General features: G+C 62.2%; 18 protein-coding genes. 6 read left to right on the plus strand and 12 right to left on the minus strand.

Annotated elements, in window-relative coordinates:
* The first annotated feature begins 69 nt into the window (after positions 1-69).
* Both parE and ACK4FH_RS13420 read left to right on the plus strand, forming a co-directional pair.
* Positions 70-2121, plus strand: a complete 2052-nt coding sequence (gene parE / locus ACK4FH_RS13415) for a DNA topoisomerase IV subunit B (RefSeq protein ID WP_409814551.1) — start codon at positions 70-72, stop codon at positions 2119-2121.
* Positions 2122-2356: 235 nt separating this feature from the next.
* Positions 2357-3901: a DEAD/DEAH box helicase gene (locus ACK4FH_RS13420; RefSeq protein ID WP_409814552.1), complete on the plus strand. Its 1545-nt coding sequence runs from the start codon at positions 2357-2359 to the stop codon at positions 3899-3901.
* Between the two features lie 70 nt (positions 3902-3971).
* Here ACK4FH_RS13420 and ACK4FH_RS13425 read toward each other — a convergent pair whose 3' ends face one another.
* A complete protein-coding gene (locus ACK4FH_RS13425) occupies positions 3972-5435 on the minus strand; it encodes a coniferyl aldehyde dehydrogenase (RefSeq protein ID WP_409814554.1) in 1464 nt (487 codons plus the stop codon).
* A 320-nt stretch (positions 5436-5755) separates the two neighbouring features.
* Here ACK4FH_RS13425 and ACK4FH_RS13430 point away from each other — a divergent pair, with 320 nt between their 5' ends.
* From ACK4FH_RS13430 to ACK4FH_RS13440, 3 genes are all read left to right on the plus strand, one after another.
* Positions 5756-6811, plus strand: coding sequence for a GGDEF domain-containing protein (locus tag ACK4FH_RS13430; protein WP_409815313.1), 1056 nt, complete (start codon positions 5756-5758; stop codon positions 6809-6811).
* Positions 6812-6951: 140 nt separating this feature from the next.
* Positions 6952-7743: an enoyl-CoA hydratase-related protein gene (locus ACK4FH_RS13435; protein ID WP_409814555.1), complete on the plus strand. Its 792-nt coding sequence runs from the start codon at positions 6952-6954 to the stop codon at positions 7741-7743.
* Between the two features lie 35 nt (positions 7744-7778).
* A complete protein-coding gene (locus ACK4FH_RS13440; protein ID WP_409814557.1) occupies positions 7779-8570 on the plus strand; it encodes an enoyl-CoA hydratase/isomerase in 792 nt (263 codons plus the stop codon).
* Between the two features lie 513 nt (positions 8571-9083).
* On the opposite strand, the gene ACK4FH_RS13445 is transcribed toward ACK4FH_RS13440, so the two are convergent.
* The 11 genes from ACK4FH_RS13445 to ACK4FH_RS13495 form a co-directional block, all read right to left on the minus strand.
* Positions 9084-9416: a hypothetical protein gene (locus ACK4FH_RS13445; RefSeq protein WP_409814559.1), complete on the minus strand. Its 333-nt coding sequence runs from the start codon at positions 9414-9416 to the stop codon at positions 9084-9086.
* 11 nt (positions 9417-9427) lie between these two features.
* Positions 9428-10075, minus strand: coding sequence for a helix-turn-helix transcriptional regulator (locus tag ACK4FH_RS13450; RefSeq protein ID WP_409814560.1), 648 nt, complete (start codon positions 10073-10075; stop codon positions 9428-9430).
* A gap of 80 nt (positions 10076-10155) precedes the next feature.
* Positions 10156-10623 carry a TfoX/Sxy family protein gene (locus ACK4FH_RS13455; protein WP_409814562.1) on the minus strand — a complete coding sequence of 156 codons (468 nt, stop codon included), beginning with the start codon at positions 10621-10623 and terminating at the stop codon, positions 10156-10158.
* 37 nt (positions 10624-10660) lie between these two features.
* A complete protein-coding gene (locus ACK4FH_RS13460; RefSeq protein ID WP_409814563.1) occupies positions 10661-11008 on the minus strand; it encodes a HesB/IscA family protein in 348 nt (115 codons plus the stop codon).
* A 26-nt stretch (positions 11009-11034) separates the two neighbouring features.
* A complete protein-coding gene (locus ACK4FH_RS13465; protein WP_409814565.1) occupies positions 11035-11409 on the minus strand; it encodes an SUF system Fe-S cluster assembly protein in 375 nt (124 codons plus the stop codon).
* A 23-nt stretch (positions 11410-11432) separates the two neighbouring features.
* A complete protein-coding gene (locus ACK4FH_RS13470; RefSeq protein ID WP_409814567.1) occupies positions 11433-12677 on the minus strand; it encodes a cysteine desulfurase in 1245 nt (414 codons plus the stop codon).
* A complete protein-coding gene (gene sufD, locus ACK4FH_RS13475; RefSeq protein ID WP_409814570.1) occupies positions 12674-13984 on the minus strand; it encodes a Fe-S cluster assembly protein SufD in 1311 nt (436 codons plus the stop codon). Before sufD ends, ACK4FH_RS13470 begins: the two co-directional genes overlap by 4 nt.
* Positions 13985-13992: 8 nt before the next feature.
* Entirely contained in the window at positions 13993-14742 is a 750-nt protein-coding gene (gene sufC / locus ACK4FH_RS13480) for a Fe-S cluster assembly ATPase SufC (RefSeq protein ID WP_409814572.1), read from the minus strand.
* A gap of 25 nt (positions 14743-14767) precedes the next feature.
* A complete protein-coding gene (gene sufB, locus ACK4FH_RS13485) occupies positions 14768-16216 on the minus strand; it encodes a Fe-S cluster assembly protein SufB (RefSeq protein ID WP_409814575.1) in 1449 nt (482 codons plus the stop codon).
* A gap of 1 nt (position 16217) precedes the next feature.
* On the minus strand, positions 16218-17405 hold the full coding sequence (locus ACK4FH_RS13490; RefSeq protein ID WP_409814577.1) for a cysteine desulfurase family protein: 1188 nt from the start codon (positions 17403-17405) through the stop codon (positions 16218-16220).
* 27 nt (positions 17406-17432) lie between these two features.
* Entirely contained in the window at positions 17433-17903 is a 471-nt protein-coding gene (locus ACK4FH_RS13495) for an Rrf2 family transcriptional regulator (protein WP_409814578.1), read from the minus strand.
* Between the two features lie 307 nt (positions 17904-18210).
* On the opposite strand from ACK4FH_RS13495, the gene ACK4FH_RS13500 reads away from it, so the two are divergent.
* Positions 18211-18867 (plus strand): alpha/beta hydrolase, encoded by a 657-nt coding sequence (locus ACK4FH_RS13500; protein WP_409814580.1) that lies wholly within the window; start codon positions 18211-18213, stop codon positions 18865-18867.
* Positions 18868-18929 lie beyond the last annotated feature (62 nt).

Here is an 18929-nt window from a genome sequence, read left to right on the forward strand (position 1 = left end):
GCGCAATTGGCGCTCCCGCCACCTCGCCCTACAATCGCTATTGATTCTCCTTCATAAAGTTCCGAGTTCATGGCCGCTCCCAAGATGCGCAAATCCGACGACACGACCGACGATCTCTTTGCTGCCGCGAGCGCCCCGAAGGCGGCCGCCGAGCCTCGCAAGGGTGCGCCCAAAAGCGCCGCCAAGGGCGATGGTTATTCGGCGAAGGATATCGAGGTGCTTGAAGGGCTAGAGCCCGTGCGGCGGCGCCCCGGCATGTATATCGGCGGCACGGACGAGAAGGCGCTGCATCATCTGTTTGCCGAAGTCCTCGACAATTCGATGGACGAGGCGGTGGCCGGCCATGCCGACTGGATCGAGGTGACGCTGTCGGAAGATGGCAGCCTCACCGTCGCCGACAATGGCCGCGGCATTCCCGTGGACCCGCATCCGAAGTTCAAGAACAAGTCGGCGCTCGAGGTCATCCTCACCACGCTCCACTCGGGCGGCAAATTCGGCGGCAAGGCCTATGCGACGTCGGGCGGCCTCCACGGCGTCGGCATATCCGTGGTGAATGCGCTTTCGGACCGTTTCGAGGTGGAAGTCGCGCGCGACCAGACGCTCTATACGCAGCGATACGAACGCGGCGCCCCGAAGACGAAGCTCGAGAACAAGGGTCGTATCCAGAACAGGCGCGGCACGAAAGTGACGTTCCATCCCGATGCCGAGATTTTCGGCAAGGGCGCGCATTTCATTCCCAAGCGCCTCTACAAGATGGCGCGGTCGAAGGCCTATCTCTTCGGCGGCGTCGAAATCCGCTGGGCTTGCGCGCCTGAACTGATCGGCGAGAAGGACCAGACGCCGGCCAACGACGTGCTGCACTTTCCGGGCGGCATTGCCGACTATCTGCGTGCCTCGATCGACGGCTATGACACGGTGACGGCAGAGCCCTTCACGGGCAAGGTGTCGCGCGCGGGGAGCCACGGCTCGGTCGAATGGGCGATTGCCTGGTTCGGCGGCGGTGACGGTTTCGTCAATTCCTATTGCAACACGGTGCCGACCTCCGAAGGCGGCACGCATGAAGCGGGGCTGCGTGCGGCGCTCACCAAGGCGCTCAAATCCTATGGCGACATGGTCGGCAACAAGAAGGCGGCGCAGGTCCAGGCCGATGACGTACTCGGCACGGCGGGCGCCATGCTCTCCGTCTTCATCCGCGAGCCGGAATTTCAGGGCCAGACCAAGGAGAAGCTTGCGAGTGCCGAGGCGCAGAAGCTTGTCGAGAAGGCGATCGGCGACCATTTCGACCATTGGCTGACCGCTGCGCCGCAACAGGCGAACAAGCTGCTCGACTGGGTGATCGACCGCGCGGACGAACGCATGCGGCGGCGGCAGGAGAAAGACGTCGCGCGCAAGACGGCAACAAGAAAGCTCAGGCTGCCCGGCAAGCTTGCCGACTGTTCGCAGTCGGCGGCCGATGGCTCGGAAATCTTCATCGTGGAAGGCGACTCGGCCGGCGGCTCCGCCAAGCAGGCGCGTGACCGCGCAAGCCAGGCCGTGCTGCCGCTGCGCGGCAAGATATTGAACGTCGCCAGCGCGAGCGGCTCCAAGATGGCTCAGAACCAGCAGATCGGCGATCTCATTCAGGCGCTCGGCGTGCGCACCGGCAATCACTACCGCGACGAGGACTTGCGCTACGACAAGGTCATCATCATGACCGATGCCGACGTGGACGGCGCGCATATCGCCTCGCTCCTCATCACCTTCTTCTATCGCGAGCTGCCCGGGCTCATTCGCGGCGGGCACCTCTATATGGCGGTGCCGCCGCTCTACAAGATCACGCAGGGCGGCAAGACGCTTTATGCCCGTGACGACGCACACAAGGACGAGCTTCTGAAAAGCGAATTCACTGGCAAGGGCAAGGTCGAGATCAGCCGCTTCAAGGGCCTTGGCGAGATGATGCCCGCACAGCTCAAGGAAACCACGATGGCGCGCAGCAAGCGCGTGTTGCTGCGCGTGGTTGTGCCCGACGACGAGGCAAAGGCAACGGCTGGCGCCATCGACCGGCTGATGGGCAACAAGCCCGAAATGCGCTTCCAGTTCATTCAGGAACATGCCGAATTTGCGCATGATCTGGACATTTAGCGGCCAGAACTGCGCCTTATCCGCCACTTTCCGGATAAAACCATTCGGCCGGACGGGGCTTTATTGACAATTTGTCGATAAGCCGTATGGTCCGCGCGACGTAATGCGGATTCGCGCGGTCGCCATATCACGCGCTGAGACTGCCCGACCCTGCAGGCTTCCGAGCGGCAGGTTCGTCCACGGCCCTGAAAGTGGGCCTTGCGGGCAGCATATTTAAGGTAATCAGGGCAACTACATGACATTCGACGAACTCGGCCTTGCGCCGGAGATTCTGAAAGCCGTTTCCGAAAGCGGCTATACGACCCCTACCCCCATTCAGGCTCAGGCCATTCCGCAGGTGCTTGCGGGCCGCGACGTTCTAGGCATTGCGCAGACTGGCACCGGCAAGACCGCCTCCTTCACCCTGCCAATGATCGACAAGCTGTCGCGCGGCCGGGCGCGGGCGCGGATGCCGCGCTCTCTCATTCTCGAACCGACGCGCGAACTTGCCGCGCAGGTGGCCGAGAATTTCGAGACCTACGGCAAGTACAACAAGCTTTCGATGGCGCTGCTCATCGGCGGCGTTTCCTTCGGCGACCAGGACAAGAAACTCGACCGTGGTGTCGATGTTCTTATCGCGACGCCGGGCCGCCTGCTCGACCATTGCTCGCGCGGCAAGGTGCTGCTGACGGGCGTCCAAATCCTCGTGATCGACGAAGCCGACCGCATGCTCGATATGGGCTTCATTCCGGACATCGAGGAAATCTGCAAGAAGCTGCCCTTCACGCGGCAGACGCTTTTCTTCTCGGCCACCATGCCGCCGGAAATCCAGCGCCTCACGGATACTTTCCTGCACAATCCGGAACGTATCGAAGTTGCCCGTATCTCATCTGCCAATGCGACGATCCGCCAGGCGCTGGTGAAGACCACGAAGGAAGGCAAGCGGGCGAAGCTCGAAAGCATTATCGAGAAAGAGAACGTCAAGAACGCGATCATCTTCTGCAATCGCAAGCGCGACGTGGCGACGCTCGAACGCGCGCTGCAGAAGGCAGGCCTTTCCGCGGGCGCCATTCACGGCGACCTCGACCAATCGGTGCGGACGCGGACGCTGGACGGTTTCCGCAAGGGCGATATCCGCCTCCTCGTTGCGAGCGACGTGGCGGCGCGCGGCCTCGACATTCCCGATGTGAGCCACGTCTTCAACTATGACGTGCCGACCCATGCCGAAGACTATGTCCACCGCATCGGCCGCACGGGGCGCGCCGGCAAGAGCGGCACCGCCTATACGCTTGCGACGCGCGAGGACGGCAAATATCTCGCCGCCATCGAAAAGCTGATCGGCAATCCGATCCCGGAAGACGATGCGAAGCCGGCCGCAAAGGCCGATGTTCCCGCATCGGACGCGCCGGAAGCGGAAGCCCCCGAGTCACAGGGCGAAGAGCAGGAAGCGCCAAAACGCAGCCGCTCGCGCCGCGGCGGACGCGGACGCAGTGCCGCGAAGGAAGAAACCGCAGTCGAGACTTTGGACGCCATTGCCGAAGCACCGGCCGAGCAGCCTGCCGAAAGAACTGAACGCCCCGCCGCGCGGGAAGAGACGCCCCGCCGCGCCGAAGCGCCGAAGCGCGACGACCGCTCGAACCGCCATAGCGGTGATCGCAGTCGCGAGCGGGACCGCGACGATGACAATCGCGTGGTCGGTCTTGGCGATCATGTCCCTGCCTTCATTCTCCGCGCAGTGAAGCTGCCGAAGAAGACGAAGGACACGGACGACGAAATCGAAATCGAGTCCGAAGACGCCTGATCCTTCCGATCTTACGAAATGAAAAAGGCGGCTCTCGCGAGCCGCCTTTTCTTTTTGGCTGTGAGGCCGGTTATTTCTTGATCATGCTGGCGAGGGTCTTCCGCGTCTTCGCGCCGTAGGGCGGGCGGAACATCTCGGCGACCATCTTCGCCTTCGACTGCGTATAGATCGCCTTCGCATGGCTGAAGGTGCGGAAGCCGTCGAGCCCATGATAGGCGCCCATGCCGGACGGGCCGACGCCACCGAAAGGCAGGTCTTCCATCGAGACATGCATGATGACGTCATTGAGCGTTACGCCGCCCGACGTCGTGCGGTCGAGCACCTGGCGCTGCTCGGCCTGATCGTCGCCAAAGAAATAGAGCCCGAGCGGACGATCTTTCGCGTTCACGTAGCCGATCGCCTCGTCCATTTCCTTGTAGGTCTTGACCGGAAGCAGCGGGCCGAAAATCTCGTCCTGCATGATCTTCATGTCTTCAGTCGGGTTCAGCACCAGCGTCGGCGGAATCTTGTGCGCCTGCTGCTGGCTGAAGTCTTCATTCGCCGGGTTGATCTCGACGATCTTCGCACCCTTGCTCCGCGCATCCTCGATATAGGAATTGAGGCGGTCGTAGTGGCGCTGGTTGATGATCGAGGTGTAGTCCGGATTATCCTTCATGGTCGGCAGCATCTTCGTCACGGCCTTGGTGGCCTCGGAGACGAATTCGTCCACCTTGCCTTCCGGCACATAGACATAGTCCGGCGCGAGGCAGATCTGGCCGGCATTCAGCACCTTACCGTTCATGATGCGGGCGGCCGCATCGTCGATCTTCGCCGATTTCGACACGATGACCGGCGATTTGCCGCCGAGCTCCAGCGTCAGCGGCACGAGGTTCTCAGCCGCGGCGCGCATGACGTGATAGGCGATGGAGGTCGCGCCGGTGAAGAGAAGATGGTCGAAGGGCTGGCGCGAGAAGGCCTCGCCGACGGCCGGGCCGCCGGTGATGACCGCGACTTCGGTTTCGTCATAAGCCGCATGAAGCAGGCGCGCCATGAGCTCGGAGGTCGCGGGCGTGAATTCCGACGGCTTGATCATGGCCCGGTTGCCTGCCGCGAAGACTCCGGCAAGCGGCGTCCAGGTGAGGTTCACCGGGAAGTTCCAGGGGCTGATGATCCCGACCGTGCCGAGCGGCTGATATTCCACCCGCGCCTTGGCGCCGAGGAGGTTCAGCGGGAACTGCACTTTCCGCTTTTCCGGCTTCATCCACTGGCGCAGATGCTTCTTGGCGTGCTTGAGCGGCCCGATGGAGCCCATGACGTCTGTCAGCAGGGTCTGCTCATGGCTGCGATGGCCGAAATCGGAGGCGATTGCTTCGACGATTTCCTTCTGGTTATCGACCAGAATGGCAATCGCCCTGTCGATCCAGTCGATGCGGCGCTCGGCACTGGCCGGGCCTTCCTTGATATGCGCCACTTTCTGCTTGTCGAGAATGGCGCGGATCGAGGCCGAAATCGTGGCCGAATCCGCTTCGCGCGATGTCTGCTCCGCCAAGCTCATCTGAAACCTCCTGGTGCGCGGCGCCTCTGGGGGAATATGCCGCCTGATTACCCTGCCCTGCGGGCCGCCATTTTTGACGGCCCTTCCGGCCCTCACGGAGCCGGATTTTCACGAAATATACATAACTACGGCCGCTTTGAGAGCCCCTTTGAGGCCGGTTCCGGCAGGTCGAGGCATTTCCGCAACGGCGGGCTCCGTCCACCGGAAAAAAACAACCGTTTTCGGCTCGATTTACACTCAAGTAACCGGAATTGCCTAGCTTGGCCTTGTCGATTCCAGTCGACGAACGGATAGCGCCGATACGGGGGATTGCAGTCGTGATGCAGGCTGAAGACATGGAGTTTGCGGGCCAGTGGAGCGCGGAGGCCCTCCGGCTGATGCAGGAAAACGCCATCCCGCCGATCCCCGACAATTATGCGGTGTGGTTCCGCTATGCGTCCGGCCGCCTGCCGGAGCTCAACAAAGAAATCGATGAAAAGACTGCGAGCGGTCTGCCGGTAGATCTCGACCTGACGCTTGATCTCCAGCGGCGCTACTTTTCGGATGAGAAGTTGACCGATGTCACGCTTCACACCGGCACCAAGCTCAATACGGAAGTCGACCAGATCCTTAGGATCATAGAAGAAACGGTCGGCAACTCCACCGCCCTCGGCGCCAGCGTTCGTCAGGCAAGCGAAGGCCTCTCAAACCAGTCGACGCCGGGCGACGTGCTGAAAGCCGTTGAGGCGATCGTCACCGCGTCGCGCAAGATGGAAGAGCGCAGTGCCGAACTTGAAGAGCATTTACATTCCACAAAGCGCGAACTCAACGAACTTCAGGACAACCTTGAAAAGGCCCAATCGGAAGCGCGAACCGACGGCCTTACGGGTATTGCCAACCGCAAGGCATTCGACGAAGCCATCGAACGCGAAATGGCGGGTGCGCGTCAGAGCGGCAAGCCGCTTTGCCTCGTTGTCGGCGACATTGACCACTTCAAGAAATTCAACGACACATTCGGCCACCGTACCGGCGACCAGGTGCTTCGTCTCGTTGCGAGCTGCCTGAAGAATGGCGCCGCGGAAGGCCACGTTGCGGCGCGCTACGGCGGCGAGGAATTCGCGCTCATCATGCCGGCAACCGATCTCGCTACGGCGGAAACGATCGCCAACAAGATCCGTGAGACCGTGAAGGCGCGCGAACTGGTGAAGCGCTCAACCGGCGAGTCCCTCGGGCGTGTGACCATGTCGATGGGCATCAGCCTGTTCCGGCCCGACGATGCCGCGCCCTCGCTCATCGAACGGGCGGACCAGTGCCTCTATCAGGCCAAGCATGCCGGCCGGAATCGTGTGATTGCCGAGGACGCGGGCGCCGAGATGCCCAAGGCACTCGCGGGCTGACAAACCCTCCCGCCCAATCCTGATCTTTGACGCAGCGGAAGGCTCGCTTCCGCGATTTGCGCCGCCACGGGCTTTCGCTATGGCGGTGCGAAGGCTATTTTCGGGGCCGGGTAAACCCAGGCAGCCAGATAGCAGGGATCATGGAAACGCTTACGCTCGACATTCAGGACGGCCTCGCAATCGTCACGCTCAATCGCCCGGACGTGCTGAACAGCATCAACACCAAGCTGATCGACGAAATGCGCGAGACGGTGGCGGCAATCGCCGCCAACAAGGATGCTCGCGTGATGCTGATGACGGGTGCGGGCCGCGGCTTCTGCGCGGGCGCCGACCTTGCCGAACAAGGCTCGCGCGGCAGCGACATGAGCATCGGCCAGGGCGTGGCGCATGGCATGACCTATCGCTTCAACCCGATGATGCGCGAGCTTTATGCGCTTCAGAAGCCGATCGTCGCTGCCGTTAACGGCATCACGGCAGGCGGCGGCGTCGGCCTTGCGCTTGCGGCCGACATTGTGATCGCCGCGAAGAGCGCCTCCTTCGTGCAGGTTTTCGGACCGCGTCTCGGCCTCATTCCCGATCTCGGCTGCACCTGGCAGCTGCCGCGACTCGTTGGCCGCGCCCGCGCGCTCGGCCTTGCGCTGACCGGAGACAAGCTCTCCGCAGAACAGGCCGCCGAATGGGGGCTCATCTGGAAATGCGTCGAGGACGAGGCGCTGATGGGCGAAGCCCGCGCTGTCGCCACCAAACTCGCCAAGGGACCGACCAACGCCTTTGCCGAAATCCGCAAGGCGATCGATGCGGGCGCCGGCAACAGCTATTCGGCGCAGCTCGACCACGAGCGCGACGTGCAAGGCAAGCTCGGCGATCACCCGAATTTCGCGGAAGGCGTCAAATCCTTCCTGACGAAGCGGGAACCAGAATTCAAAGCCTGATACTCAAAATTCAAAACCGGAACAGGGAGAAGATAATGGACTTCGAACGCGCAAGGCTCGATATCGAAGGGAGCGTGGGCATCCTCACGCTCAATCACCCGGAAGTGATGAATGCTGTGTCGCCGGAAATGCTCCGCGGTCTGATGCTCGCCATGGATCAGGTGGAAGACCCAAAGAACGGCATCCGCTGCCTGTTGATGACGGGCGAAGGACGCGGCTTCTGCACGGGCGCCAATCTGCAGGGGCGCGGCGACAATTCCGGCGCGCGGCCCGATGCGGGCTCGGCGCTCGAAACCATGTATCATCCTTTCCTGCGGCGTCTGCGCAATCTCAACATGCCTTTCGTGACCGCGGTGAACGGGCCGGCAGCCGGCGTTGGCATGAGCTTCGCGCTGATGGGCGACCTCGTGCTCTGCGCGCGCTCGTCCTATTTCCTGCAGGCCTTCCGCCGCATCGGCCTTGTGCCGGATGGCGGCTCGACCTGGATCCTGCCACGTCTCGTCGGCAAGGCGCGCGCCATGGAACTCTCGCTGCTGGGCGAGAAACTGCCTGCGGAAACTGCGCTGCAGTGGGGCCTCGTCAACCGCGTCTATGACGACGAAGAGCTGATGGACGAAGCAAAGGTGCTCGCCGCCGATCTCGCCAGCGGCCCGACCAAGACGCTCGGCATGATCCGCCAGCTCTATTGGGAAAGCACGGACAACACCTATGAAGAGCAGCTCAATCTCGAGCGGCAGCTTCAGCGCACTGCGGGCTATGGCGAGGATTTCAAGGAAGGCGTACGCGCCTTCCTCGAGAAGCGTCCGGCGCAGTTTAAGGGCAACTAATTCTCAGGCGATGATGCAGCTTGCGAGCAGCGCGAGAAACATCATCGCTATGAAGAAGATCATGTGAGGCATTTTGCCCTCTCCCGCCGCGCGCTTCAGGCTCTGGAGCGCGCGGATTTCCTTTTGGCTGCTTTTTGCTTCGGTGTGCGTTTCTTTGGCGCCGGTTTTGACGCCTTCTGTGCTGTGCCAGATGGTTTGAGGAGGCGGGGAATATCGGGATTAGGCGGGATTTCGTAGGATTTGGCGGGACTTAGGGGCATTGGGCGGAAATTCGCCGTGCCAGATGGTTTCGCGTGAAACATTCCCGGCGGCGGCGGGAAGGCCGAGCGGCGCGCCAAATGGAAATCGCCACAAAGATGCGGCAGGTCAATGACTTAGCGCGGTCAGGCGCCGCGAAGGAAATCAATCCATCTGGCGCGAACTCGGACGTCCGTGTCCGAGTTCGAAATGGCGGAAATCCGCCAAAAAGGGGGTGGAAGACGGCGTGAAGTCGGGCGCAAAATTTTACGCGAATTAGTCGGCGGCCGGCTCGCCGCGTTCCTTCTCTATTTGTTCAAGAACCACTTCCAGGGCGGTTTGCCTGCAGTATTGTTCCAGCGAAGGCCGCGATCTGGCTAGCGCACCGTCCCACTGTCCGTAGGCTCTAGTTCGGACGCAGATGTCGACGAGCGCTGTCACGCGCCCGGCGAAACTCGTCTCCGGCGGATCATAGGTGACTGGCCGACGGTCGGCGCTGGGCATGAGGACTACGATGGCGAGGAGAAAGATAGGGATGCCCAAAATCCACATCGCCGCATCGCGCCGGTGCTTCCGCCGTTCGGCGGCCACATGATCCGTTTCAGCCATTTTCCACTCCCTCAGGCCCTGCCGGCTTTCCAGATTACCCTTCCGACGATCCTGACCTTTTCGAGGTCCTTGCGGGCGATCACTTCCCGCATGGACTGGTGCTCGTCGGCGCTTGTGACCTCCAGCGAGCCGTCGAGCAGGAGGCGCAGGTTCTTCACCATCAAGAGCCCGTCGACGACAAAGACATAGGCGCCGTCGCCCCGGAATATCGGGTCGCTCTTGTCCAGCAGGAGCAGCGCCCCGTCATCGGCGATGCCCGGCATCGAGTCGCCCGCTGCTTCCACCAGCATCAGGTCCGCCGGATTGGCGCGCAGCGCCCGGTGGAGCCATTCGCGGCTGAAGGCGATGCCGCCGTTCAGGTTCTGCTCCTCGTAAAACGATCCGCCGCCCGCGCTCGCCTTCACATCGTATCGAGGGATGCGAACGAAGCCGCCGCGGTCCATATCTTTTGCCTCAAGCGCCGCCGCAGGCAAGTCGCTGAAGCCGCGCTTCTCCTGGTCATCCGGGGACGGCCGCAGCATCGATCCCACTCCGGTCAGCACCCAATGGATGTCGAAGCCATCTTGAAGCAACTGCTCAAGTACCTTCGGGTTGGGTGCCTCATTCAACTGCTCCCAGCGCTGCCAGGTCGAGGGGCCAAGGCGGTATCTCTTCGACATCTCCTTTTGTGAGCAACCCAAATGCGAGCGCATGGCCACGAGCCTTGCAGCGAGAGAACTCGATTTGTGTTGTCGGTCTCTCACTGCGCGCCCTCGCGGCACAAAAATAAAACATAAAATAAGTCAATTAAGCCATTGGAGTTAAAAGAAAAACTCATTTCATGGTTAACGCTGGCAAAAACAGACCGATATTCTGTTTGACAGAACCCATTTTGTGTTTCTACGTTAATGCACATGGGTATGAACACCTTCGCCGCCAGCGCGGCGTCGAGCGCCTTGCGCGCCCAGGCGACAAGCTCGTCGGCATCGTCATAAAGCCGCTCGGGCAATTCGTAATAGGACATCGCGACCGACTTGCCGGAGGGCGGCTCGTAGACGAAGGGGCCCATCTGCTCCGCCTCGTAGTCGGCGCGGTTCCTGTCGTCCACCTTGAAGAAAAGCGTTTCGCCCGCAATCAGTCCGAACATGAGATCGTCGAAATAGACCCCGGCGCCACCGAACATGTTGCGGATGCGGACGGGGCCGAGCGGCTCCAGCTGCTCGCTCACGAATTCCTTGTATTCGGGGCTGACGGCCATACCGCGGTCAGACGGTGGCGGGCGTGATGGTCACGCTCTCGCCGCAGCCGCAGGCATCGGTCTGGTTCGGATTGTTGAAGCGGAAGCCGGAGGAAAACTTGTCCGCCGCATAATCCATTTCCGTGCCGAGCAGAAAAAGGATCGCCTTCGGGTCGATCAGAATTTTCACACCGCGATCTTCCACCACTTCATCGAGCGGCTTCTGCTCTTCGGCATATTCCATCGTGTATTCCATGCCGGCGCAGCCGCCATTCTTCACGCCAATGCGCACGCCGATAAATTTCCCGCCAGATGCGGCCATGATCTGGCGCATCCGCTCGGCGGCGGCATCCGTCAATGTAATTGCCTTTGGCATGGGTCTCGCCACTTCCCGCACCTCGCTCAATACATGTTCAGCGCAACGCGCGCTTCATCGGACATCCGGCTCGGATCCCAGGGCGGATCGAATGTCATCTCAACGCGGACGTCGCCGACGCCTTCGACGCTGCGGACCGCATCCTCGACCATGACGGGCATGGTGCCCGCCACGGGGCAGCCCGGCGCCGTCAGCGTCATGTCGATCACCACATCGCGGTCGTCCGAGATGTCCACCTTGTAGATGAGGCCGAGTTCGTAAATATCAACCGGGATTTCCGGGTCATAGACCGATTTCAGCGCCGCGATGATGTCATCCGTCAGGCGCTCCAGCTCCTCGGGCGGAATGGCGGAGGCCTGCACCGGCGCTTCCGCCGCCGCCTGTTCCGTTCCATCCCTCATCTTTGCCTCTTCCATCATCGGCCTCACTCGAAGAACCGCTTGGCGTCGATCAATGCTTCCGCCAGCCGGTCCACTTCTTCCAGCGTATTGTACATCGCGAAGGAGGCGCGCGTCGTCGCGCCGACGCCGAAGCGCTCCATCACAGGCTGTGCGCAGTGATGCCCGGCGCGGACGGCGACGCCCGCACGGTCGATCACGGTTGCGATATCGTGCGGATGCGCATTTTCCATCACGAAAGAGACGATGCTGCCCTTTTCCTTCGCCATGCCAACAATGCGCAGGCTGTTGATCTCTGAAAGCCGCCGCGTCGCGTAATCGCGCAGCGCAACCTCATGCGCGAGAATGCGCTCGCGGCCGATGCTCTCGATATAGGCAAGTGCAGCGCCAAGGCCGATCGCCTGGACGATTGCAGGCGTGCCCGCCTCGAAGCGATGTGGCGGCGCAGCATAGGTCACGTTTTCGAGGGTCACTTCGCGGATCATCTCGCCGCCGCCGCGATAGGGCCGCATCTTCTTCAGATGTTCGGCCTTGGCGTAAAGCAGGCCGATGCCTGTCGGCCCATAGAGCTTGTGGCCCGAGCAGACGAGGAAATCGCAATCGAGGTCGCGCACATCGGTCGGCAAGTGGACAACGCTCTGGCAGCCATCGACGAGGACCGGCACACTCTTGTCATGCGCGAAGCGGATCATCTCCCTGATCGGCGTGATGGTGCCGAGCGCATTCGACATATGCGTCATCGCCACCATCTTCGTGCGCGGCGAGAAAAGCGCGCGATAAGCGCCGATATCGAGCGAGCCGTCATCGAACGCAGGCACGAATTTCAGCACCGCGCCGAACCGCTCGCGCAGGAAATGCCAGGGGACAATATTCGAATGATGCTCAAGCACGGAGAGGATGATCTCGTCGCCCGCTTCGATCATCGGTTCGGCAAAGGAGGATGCGACAAGGTTGATCGCATCCGTTGCACCGGAAGTGAAGATGATCTCGTCCGTCGACGCGGCATTCAGGAAGGCGCGCGCCGTTTCGCGGGCCTGCTCAAACTTCTCGGTCGCAGCGTTGGAGAGATAATGCATGCCGCGATGAACATTCGAATATTCATTTCCATAGGCTTCGGCTATCGCGTCCAATACCTGCTTCGGCTTCTGGGCCGAGGCGGCATTGTCGAGATAGACGAGCGGCTTGCCATAGACCTCGCGTAAAAGGATCGGGAAGTCGGCCCTGATCTTCTGAACGTCGTATGGCCCGGTGGTCAGAAGTGGCTTGTTCATGATGCCGCCTCCTCGAACCAGCCCGAGACGAGATCTCGGAATATTTCCCGGGCCTCTTTATGCGGGGCGAGTTCGATCGCTTCTTCGAGGAAGGCAAGCACGAGCAGGCGGCGGGCTTCGGCTTTCGGGATGCCGCGCGAGCGCAGATAGAAGATCGCGTCCTTCGACAATTCGCCCACCGTGGAGCCATGCGCGCATTGCACATCGTCCGCATAGATTTCGAGTTCAGGCTTTGCGTTCATCGAAGCATCGCGCGACAAGAGCAGCGCCTGCGTCATCTGGCGGCCATCGGTCTTCTGCGCATTGGGGCGCACGATCACCTTGCCCTGGAACACGCCTTCCGCCTCGCCGTCCAGCACGCCCTTGAACAATGTGTGGCTGGTGCAGGCGGGAACGGCATGATCGACCACGGAGAACGTATCGAAGTGCTGCTTTGCGCGGAGTGCGTAGGCGCCGTCGACGCTTGCATGGGCGCCCTCGCCCTCGAAGCGGATGAAGTTCTGCGAGCGGGAAAGGCCGCAGCCTAGCGTCAGCGTGAAGCTTTCAAGCCGCGCCTTTGCGGCCAGCGTCGCGCGCAGCGTCGAGATGTGAACGGCATCCGCCGTCTCGTCCTGCAGCTTCACATGGCGGAGCGTGGCTCCCGCCCCAAGCTCGACATCCGTCACGATGTCGGCGAGCGCCGCCTTGCCGCCGAGATGGCTTTCGAGGATCGAGGCTTCGGCACCCTCCTCCAGCAGCACAAGATTGCGTGTGTGAGAGGCGCCGGCATCCGCGGCCACGAATACGAGATGCAGCGGCTTGTCGAGCGTGACGCCTTTGCGGATGCGGAGCGCCATGCCATCCGCCATCAGGGCCGTGTTCAGTTCGACAATGTTTTCCGCCTGCCGCGCCTCGTCCATCCGGCGCTCGATCAGCGTCTTCGCCCATTGCTCGCTCAGCACATCGGCAAGGCGGTGAAGTTCCACGCCCTTCGGCAGCCGCACGGATTCGGAAAGGCCTTCATGGAAGCGGCCATTCACGAAGACGAGCCTGAATGCGTCGATGCTCGCAAAGGCGGTGGCGGCGCTTGTTTCCGGCAGGATCACCGCGCCCTTGTGTTCGGGCGCGGGCGCGAAACCCGCCTTGTCGAGCGCCTGGCGGAGATCGGTATATTTCCAGTCCTCGAGGCGGCGATGCGGCAGGCCCGATTCAGCAAACGCCTTGACGGCAGCCGAGCGGCGGCGCGCAAGCCAGCCTCCGGCGCCGGGGAGTTCATTGCCCGACATCTCGAATGCCGTCACGAAATTTGCCGTCGCCTTATCGTTCATGGTCTCACTCACGCGGCGTCTGCGCCATAGCCGGCATAGCCGGATTTTTCGAGTTCGAGCGCCAGCTCCTTCCCGCCCGTCTTCACGATGCGGCCCTGCGACAGAACATGCACGACATCCGGCACGATATAGTCGAGCAGGCGCTGGTAATGCGTAATGACGATCATGGCGCGTTCGGGCGAGCGCAGCGCGTTGACGCCTTCGGCCACCGTCTTCAGCGCGTCGATATCGAGGCCGGAGTCGGTTTCGTCGAGCACGCAGAGCGCGGGTTCGAGCAGCGACATCTGCAGCACCTCGGCGCGCTTCTTCTCGCCGCCGGAATAGCCGACGTTGAGGGCGCGTTTCAGCATGTCGTCATTAACGTTCAAGGGTTTTGCCTTTTCGCGCACGAGCTTCAGGAAGCGCACGGCATCGAGCTCATCTTCGCCGCGTGCCTTGCGCTGTGCGTTGAGTGCGGTCTTGAGGAAGGTCATGGTGGTGACGCCCGGAATTTCCAGCGGGTACTGGAAGGCGAGGAAGATACCCGCTGCGGCGCGTTCATCCACGCTCATCTCCGTCAGATCGCGGCCCTTGAAGCGGATCGCGCCTTCCGTGATGTCATAGCCCTCGCGGCCCGCAAGCACATAGGAGAGCGTCGACTTGCCGGAGCCGTTCGGCCCCATGATGGCATGCACTTCGCCCGCACGGATGTCGAGGTCGATCCCTTTCAGGATTTCCTTGCCGTCCACTTTTGCGTGCAGGTTTTTGATCTCGAGCATATTCACTTCTTTCACTTCAAACGTCCTAGCCGACGCTTCCTTCAAGGCTGATGCCGACGAGCTTCTGAGCCTCGACGGCAAATTCCATCGGCAGCTGCTGCAACACGTCGCGGCAGAAACCGTTGACGATCAAGGCCACCGCCTCTTCCTCGCCGATACCGCGCTGCATGCAGTAGAACAGTTGGTCGTCGCTGATCTTCGAGGTCGTCGCCTCATGCTCCAGAATGGCGCTCGGGTTTTTCGTCTCGATATAGGGAACCGTATGCGCCGAGCATTTGTCGCCGATCAGCAGGCTGTCGCATTGCGTGAAATTCCGCACATTCTCCGCCTTGCGGTGAACGCTGACGAGCCCGCGATAGGTGTTGGACGACTTGCCGGCGGAAATGCCCTTGGAGATGATCCGGCTCGTCGTATTGCGGCCGAGATGGATCATCTTTGTGCCGCTATCGACCTGCTGGCGGCCATTCGAGATCGCGATCGAGTAGAACTCGCCGCGCGAATTGTCGCCGCGCAGGATGCAACTCGGATATTTCCAGGTGATGGCGGAGCCCGTCTCGACTTGCGTCCATGAGATCTTCGAATTCGCGCCGCGGCAATCGCCGCGCTTCGTCACGAAATTGTAGACGCCGCCCTTGCCTTCCTCGTCGCCCGGATACCAGTTCTGCACCGTCGAATACTTGATCTCGGCATCGTCGAGTGTGACAAGCTCCACCACCGCTGCGTGGAGCTGGTTCTCGTCGCGCTGCGGCGCGGTGCAGCCTTCGAGATAGCTGACGTACGATCCCTTGTCGGCAATGATGAGCGTGCGCTCGAACTGTCCGGTCTGCTTTTCGTTGATGCGGAAATAGGTCGACAGCTCCATCGGGCAGCGGACACCTTCGGGGATATAGACGAAGGAGCCTTCCGAGAAGACGGCGGAGTTCAATGTCGCGTAGAAATTGTCCGACGCCGGAACGACGGTGCCGAGATATTTCTTCACGAGTTCGGGATGCTTCTGCACGGCTTCCGACATGGGGCAGAAGATCACGCCGACTTCCGCAAGCTTTTCCTTGAAGGTGGTGACGACCGAGACGCTGTCGAACACGGCATCGACGGCGACGCCCGCGAGCATCTTCTGTTCGGTCAGCGGAATGCCGAGCTTCTCATAGGTTTCGAGGAGTTTCGGGTCCACCTGATCGAGACTGTCGAGCTTCACCTTCTGTTTCGGCGCCGCATAATAATAGGCGTCCTGAAAATCGATCGGCGGATAGGAAACCTTCGCCCAGGTGGGCTCGTCCATGGTCAGCCAGCGGCGGAAGGCCGCAAGCCGCCATTCGAGCAGCCATGCGGGCTCGTTCTTCTTGGCGGAGATGAAGCGAACCGTATCCTCCGTCAGACCCAGCGGGGCCTTTTCGGATTCGATATCGGTCGTGAAGCCGTACTTGTACTTCTCGACTTCACCAACGGTTTCGACGGTTTCCCGCACGGCAGCCATATCAACTCTCCACGGATGCGAGCGGCCTTGGCGCGCCCGCATTTACACTTGTCTTCACTTTCGCCTTCGCGCGCTCGTAAGCGCGGCTCCAGCTCGCAACGAAGCGGTTCACATCGTCCGGCTCGCTCGTCCAGCCGAGGCTGACGCGGATCGCGCCTTTCGACAGCGCGGGCGGTACGCCCATCGCTTCCAGCACGCGGGGGCTCCCCACCTTGCCGGAGGAGCAGGCCGCGCCCGCGCTCACCGCGATGCCATCGAGATCGAGCGCCATCAGCATGGTTTCGGCGTCGAGGCCCGGTGCCGCGACATAACATGTATTGGCGAGGCGTTCCGCCTTCCCGCCGAAGAAAACCGCATCCGGCGCATTTGCCGCGATTTCGGCCTCGAGCCGGTCGCGGAGACGGGCGAGCGCCGCGAAATCATTGAGCCCGGCAAGCGCCGCAGCGGCAGCCGCGCCGAAGCCTGCAATGCCGCTCACATTCTCGCTGCCCGCGCGGCGGCGCATTTCCTGCCCGCCGCCCACGGCAAGCGCAGCAAAGGGCAGGCCCTCGCGGATGACAAGCGCGCCGACGCCCATCGGCGCTCCAAGCTTGTGGCCTGCGAGCAGCATCATGTCTGCGCCGAGGCTCGCGAATTCGAGCGGCATCTTGCCTGCCGCCTGCACGGCGTCGCAGAGCAGCAGCGCGCCTGCCTCATGCGCGATCCGCGCGGCTTCGGCCACGGGCTCGATCACGCCGGTCTCATTGTTCGCCAGCATCAGCGCCACCAGCGCCTTGCCCTCGCCCGCCTCAAGCAAAGACTTCAGCGCCGCGAGGTCCGCGCGGCCTTCGGAATCGACAGGGAGCGTCTCGACCGGCAATCCGCTCGCTTCGGCAGAAGCGCGGACGGCTTCATGCTCCACCGCGCTCACAATGAGCCGCGTCACGCCCTGCGCCTCACGCGCCGCATGACAAGCCATGCGGGCTGCTTCCGTGCCGCCACTCGTGAAGATCACCTCGGCGGGCTTTGCGCCGGCGAGCCTTGCGACCTCGCCCCGCGCCTTCTCGATCAGGGCGCGCGCCGCCCGCCCCTCGGCATGGACCGAGGAGGGATTGCCCGGAACCTCAAGCGCCGCATGCACCGCCGCCCGCGCTTCCGGGCGCAGCGGTGTCGTCGCATTGTGATCCATATAGACGCGCCTTTCCGTCATGGTGTCAGGTCCGCCTTCCCGCCGCGCTCAATCGGCGGCGATTGCCTGTCCGGCCTTGCGGAGCGTGTCGAGGCCCTGCTGCGCGGCGACGCGGCCATTGATGACATCGCCGAGCGAGACGGAGCCCAGATAGATCTGGATGTGGTGGCTGAGGCCTTCCCAGAGGTCATGGGTGATGCAGCGGCCGGCAGACGGCATGCAGCCGCGGGGCGAGCCCAGCTCGCAGCGCGTCGCCTTGATCGGCTCGTCGACCGCGAGGATCACATCGGAAATGCGGATCTCGTCCGCCGCCCGCGACAGGAGATAGCCGCCGCCGGGGCCGCGCACGCTTTTCACCAGATTGCCGCGCCGGAGCTTCGCAAAAAGCTGCTCCAGATAGGAGAGCGAGATTTCCTGCCGGTCTGCGATTTCGGCCAGCGCCACCGGGCTGCCGCTCGAATGGCGGGCGAGGTCCGCCATCGCCATCACCGCATAACGTCCCTTCGTGGTGAGCTTCACGGGGCAACTCCTTCATGGACGGGGCGGGACGGGCCCAAAAGCTTGCACAAGTGCCCGCCGCCTGTGTTAAGAACGTGCGCCCGAGGCCGAGACAGCCCGGATTTCCGCCCTTTCGGGCAGAAATCGGCTGAGTCGCCGGGGGCTTCCGGGGCTAGGCCTTAGAATTTCCTAGCGCCATAGTCAACTACTTAGCATCTCCGAACGGTTTTTCCAGAGGAGATGGCCGTTTTTCGCGGAAATTTGTCCGATTGCCACAGTCGGGCTTTTGGCCCGCCCCAGTAACGCCTGAACCGAAGCAGACCCAGACATGCCCGAAGTGATTTTCAATGGTCCGGCCGGCCGTATCGAAGGCCGCTATCACCACAGCAAAAAGGCCAATTCGCCCGTGGCGCTGGTGCTTCACCCGCACCCGCAATTCGGCGGGACCATGAACAACCCGGTCACCTATGCGCTTTATCAGGCCTTCGTGCAGCGGGGCTTTTCGGTGCTGCGGTTCAATTTCCGGGGCGTCGGGCGAAGCCAGGGTGCCTTCGACTCAGGGATCGGCGAGCTCTCGGATGCGGCGTCCGCACTCGACTGGCTGCAATCGCAGAATTCGGACGCCTCGCAATGCTGGATCGGCGGCTTTTCCTTCGGCGCCTGGATCGCCATGCAGGTGCTGATGCGCCGGCCCGAGATCGAGGGTTTCATCTCGGTCGCGCCGCCCGCCAACATGTATGACTTCTCGTTTCTCGCGCCCTGCCCCTCCTCCGGCATCATCATCAATGGCGGCATCGACCAGGTAGCGCCGCAGGCCGATGTGCTGAAGCTGGTGGAGCGCCTCAAGACGCAGAAGGGCATCACCATCGAGCACGCGACGGTGGACGGCGCCAACCACTTCTTCGAGACGAAGCTCGAGCCGCTCGCCGCCACCGTCGGCGCCTATCTCAACAAGCGCCTCGCCGCCGCACCCGAGAAGGGGTGAGACGCGGACGCTGTTCGCTGGTTAGCGATCTTCCCGGCTCGCACCCCGCGGACTATTCTCTC

Source organism: Parvibaculum sp., from assembly GCF_046297875.1.
GTDB lineage: Bacteria > Pseudomonadota > Alphaproteobacteria > Parvibaculales > Parvibaculaceae > Parvibaculum.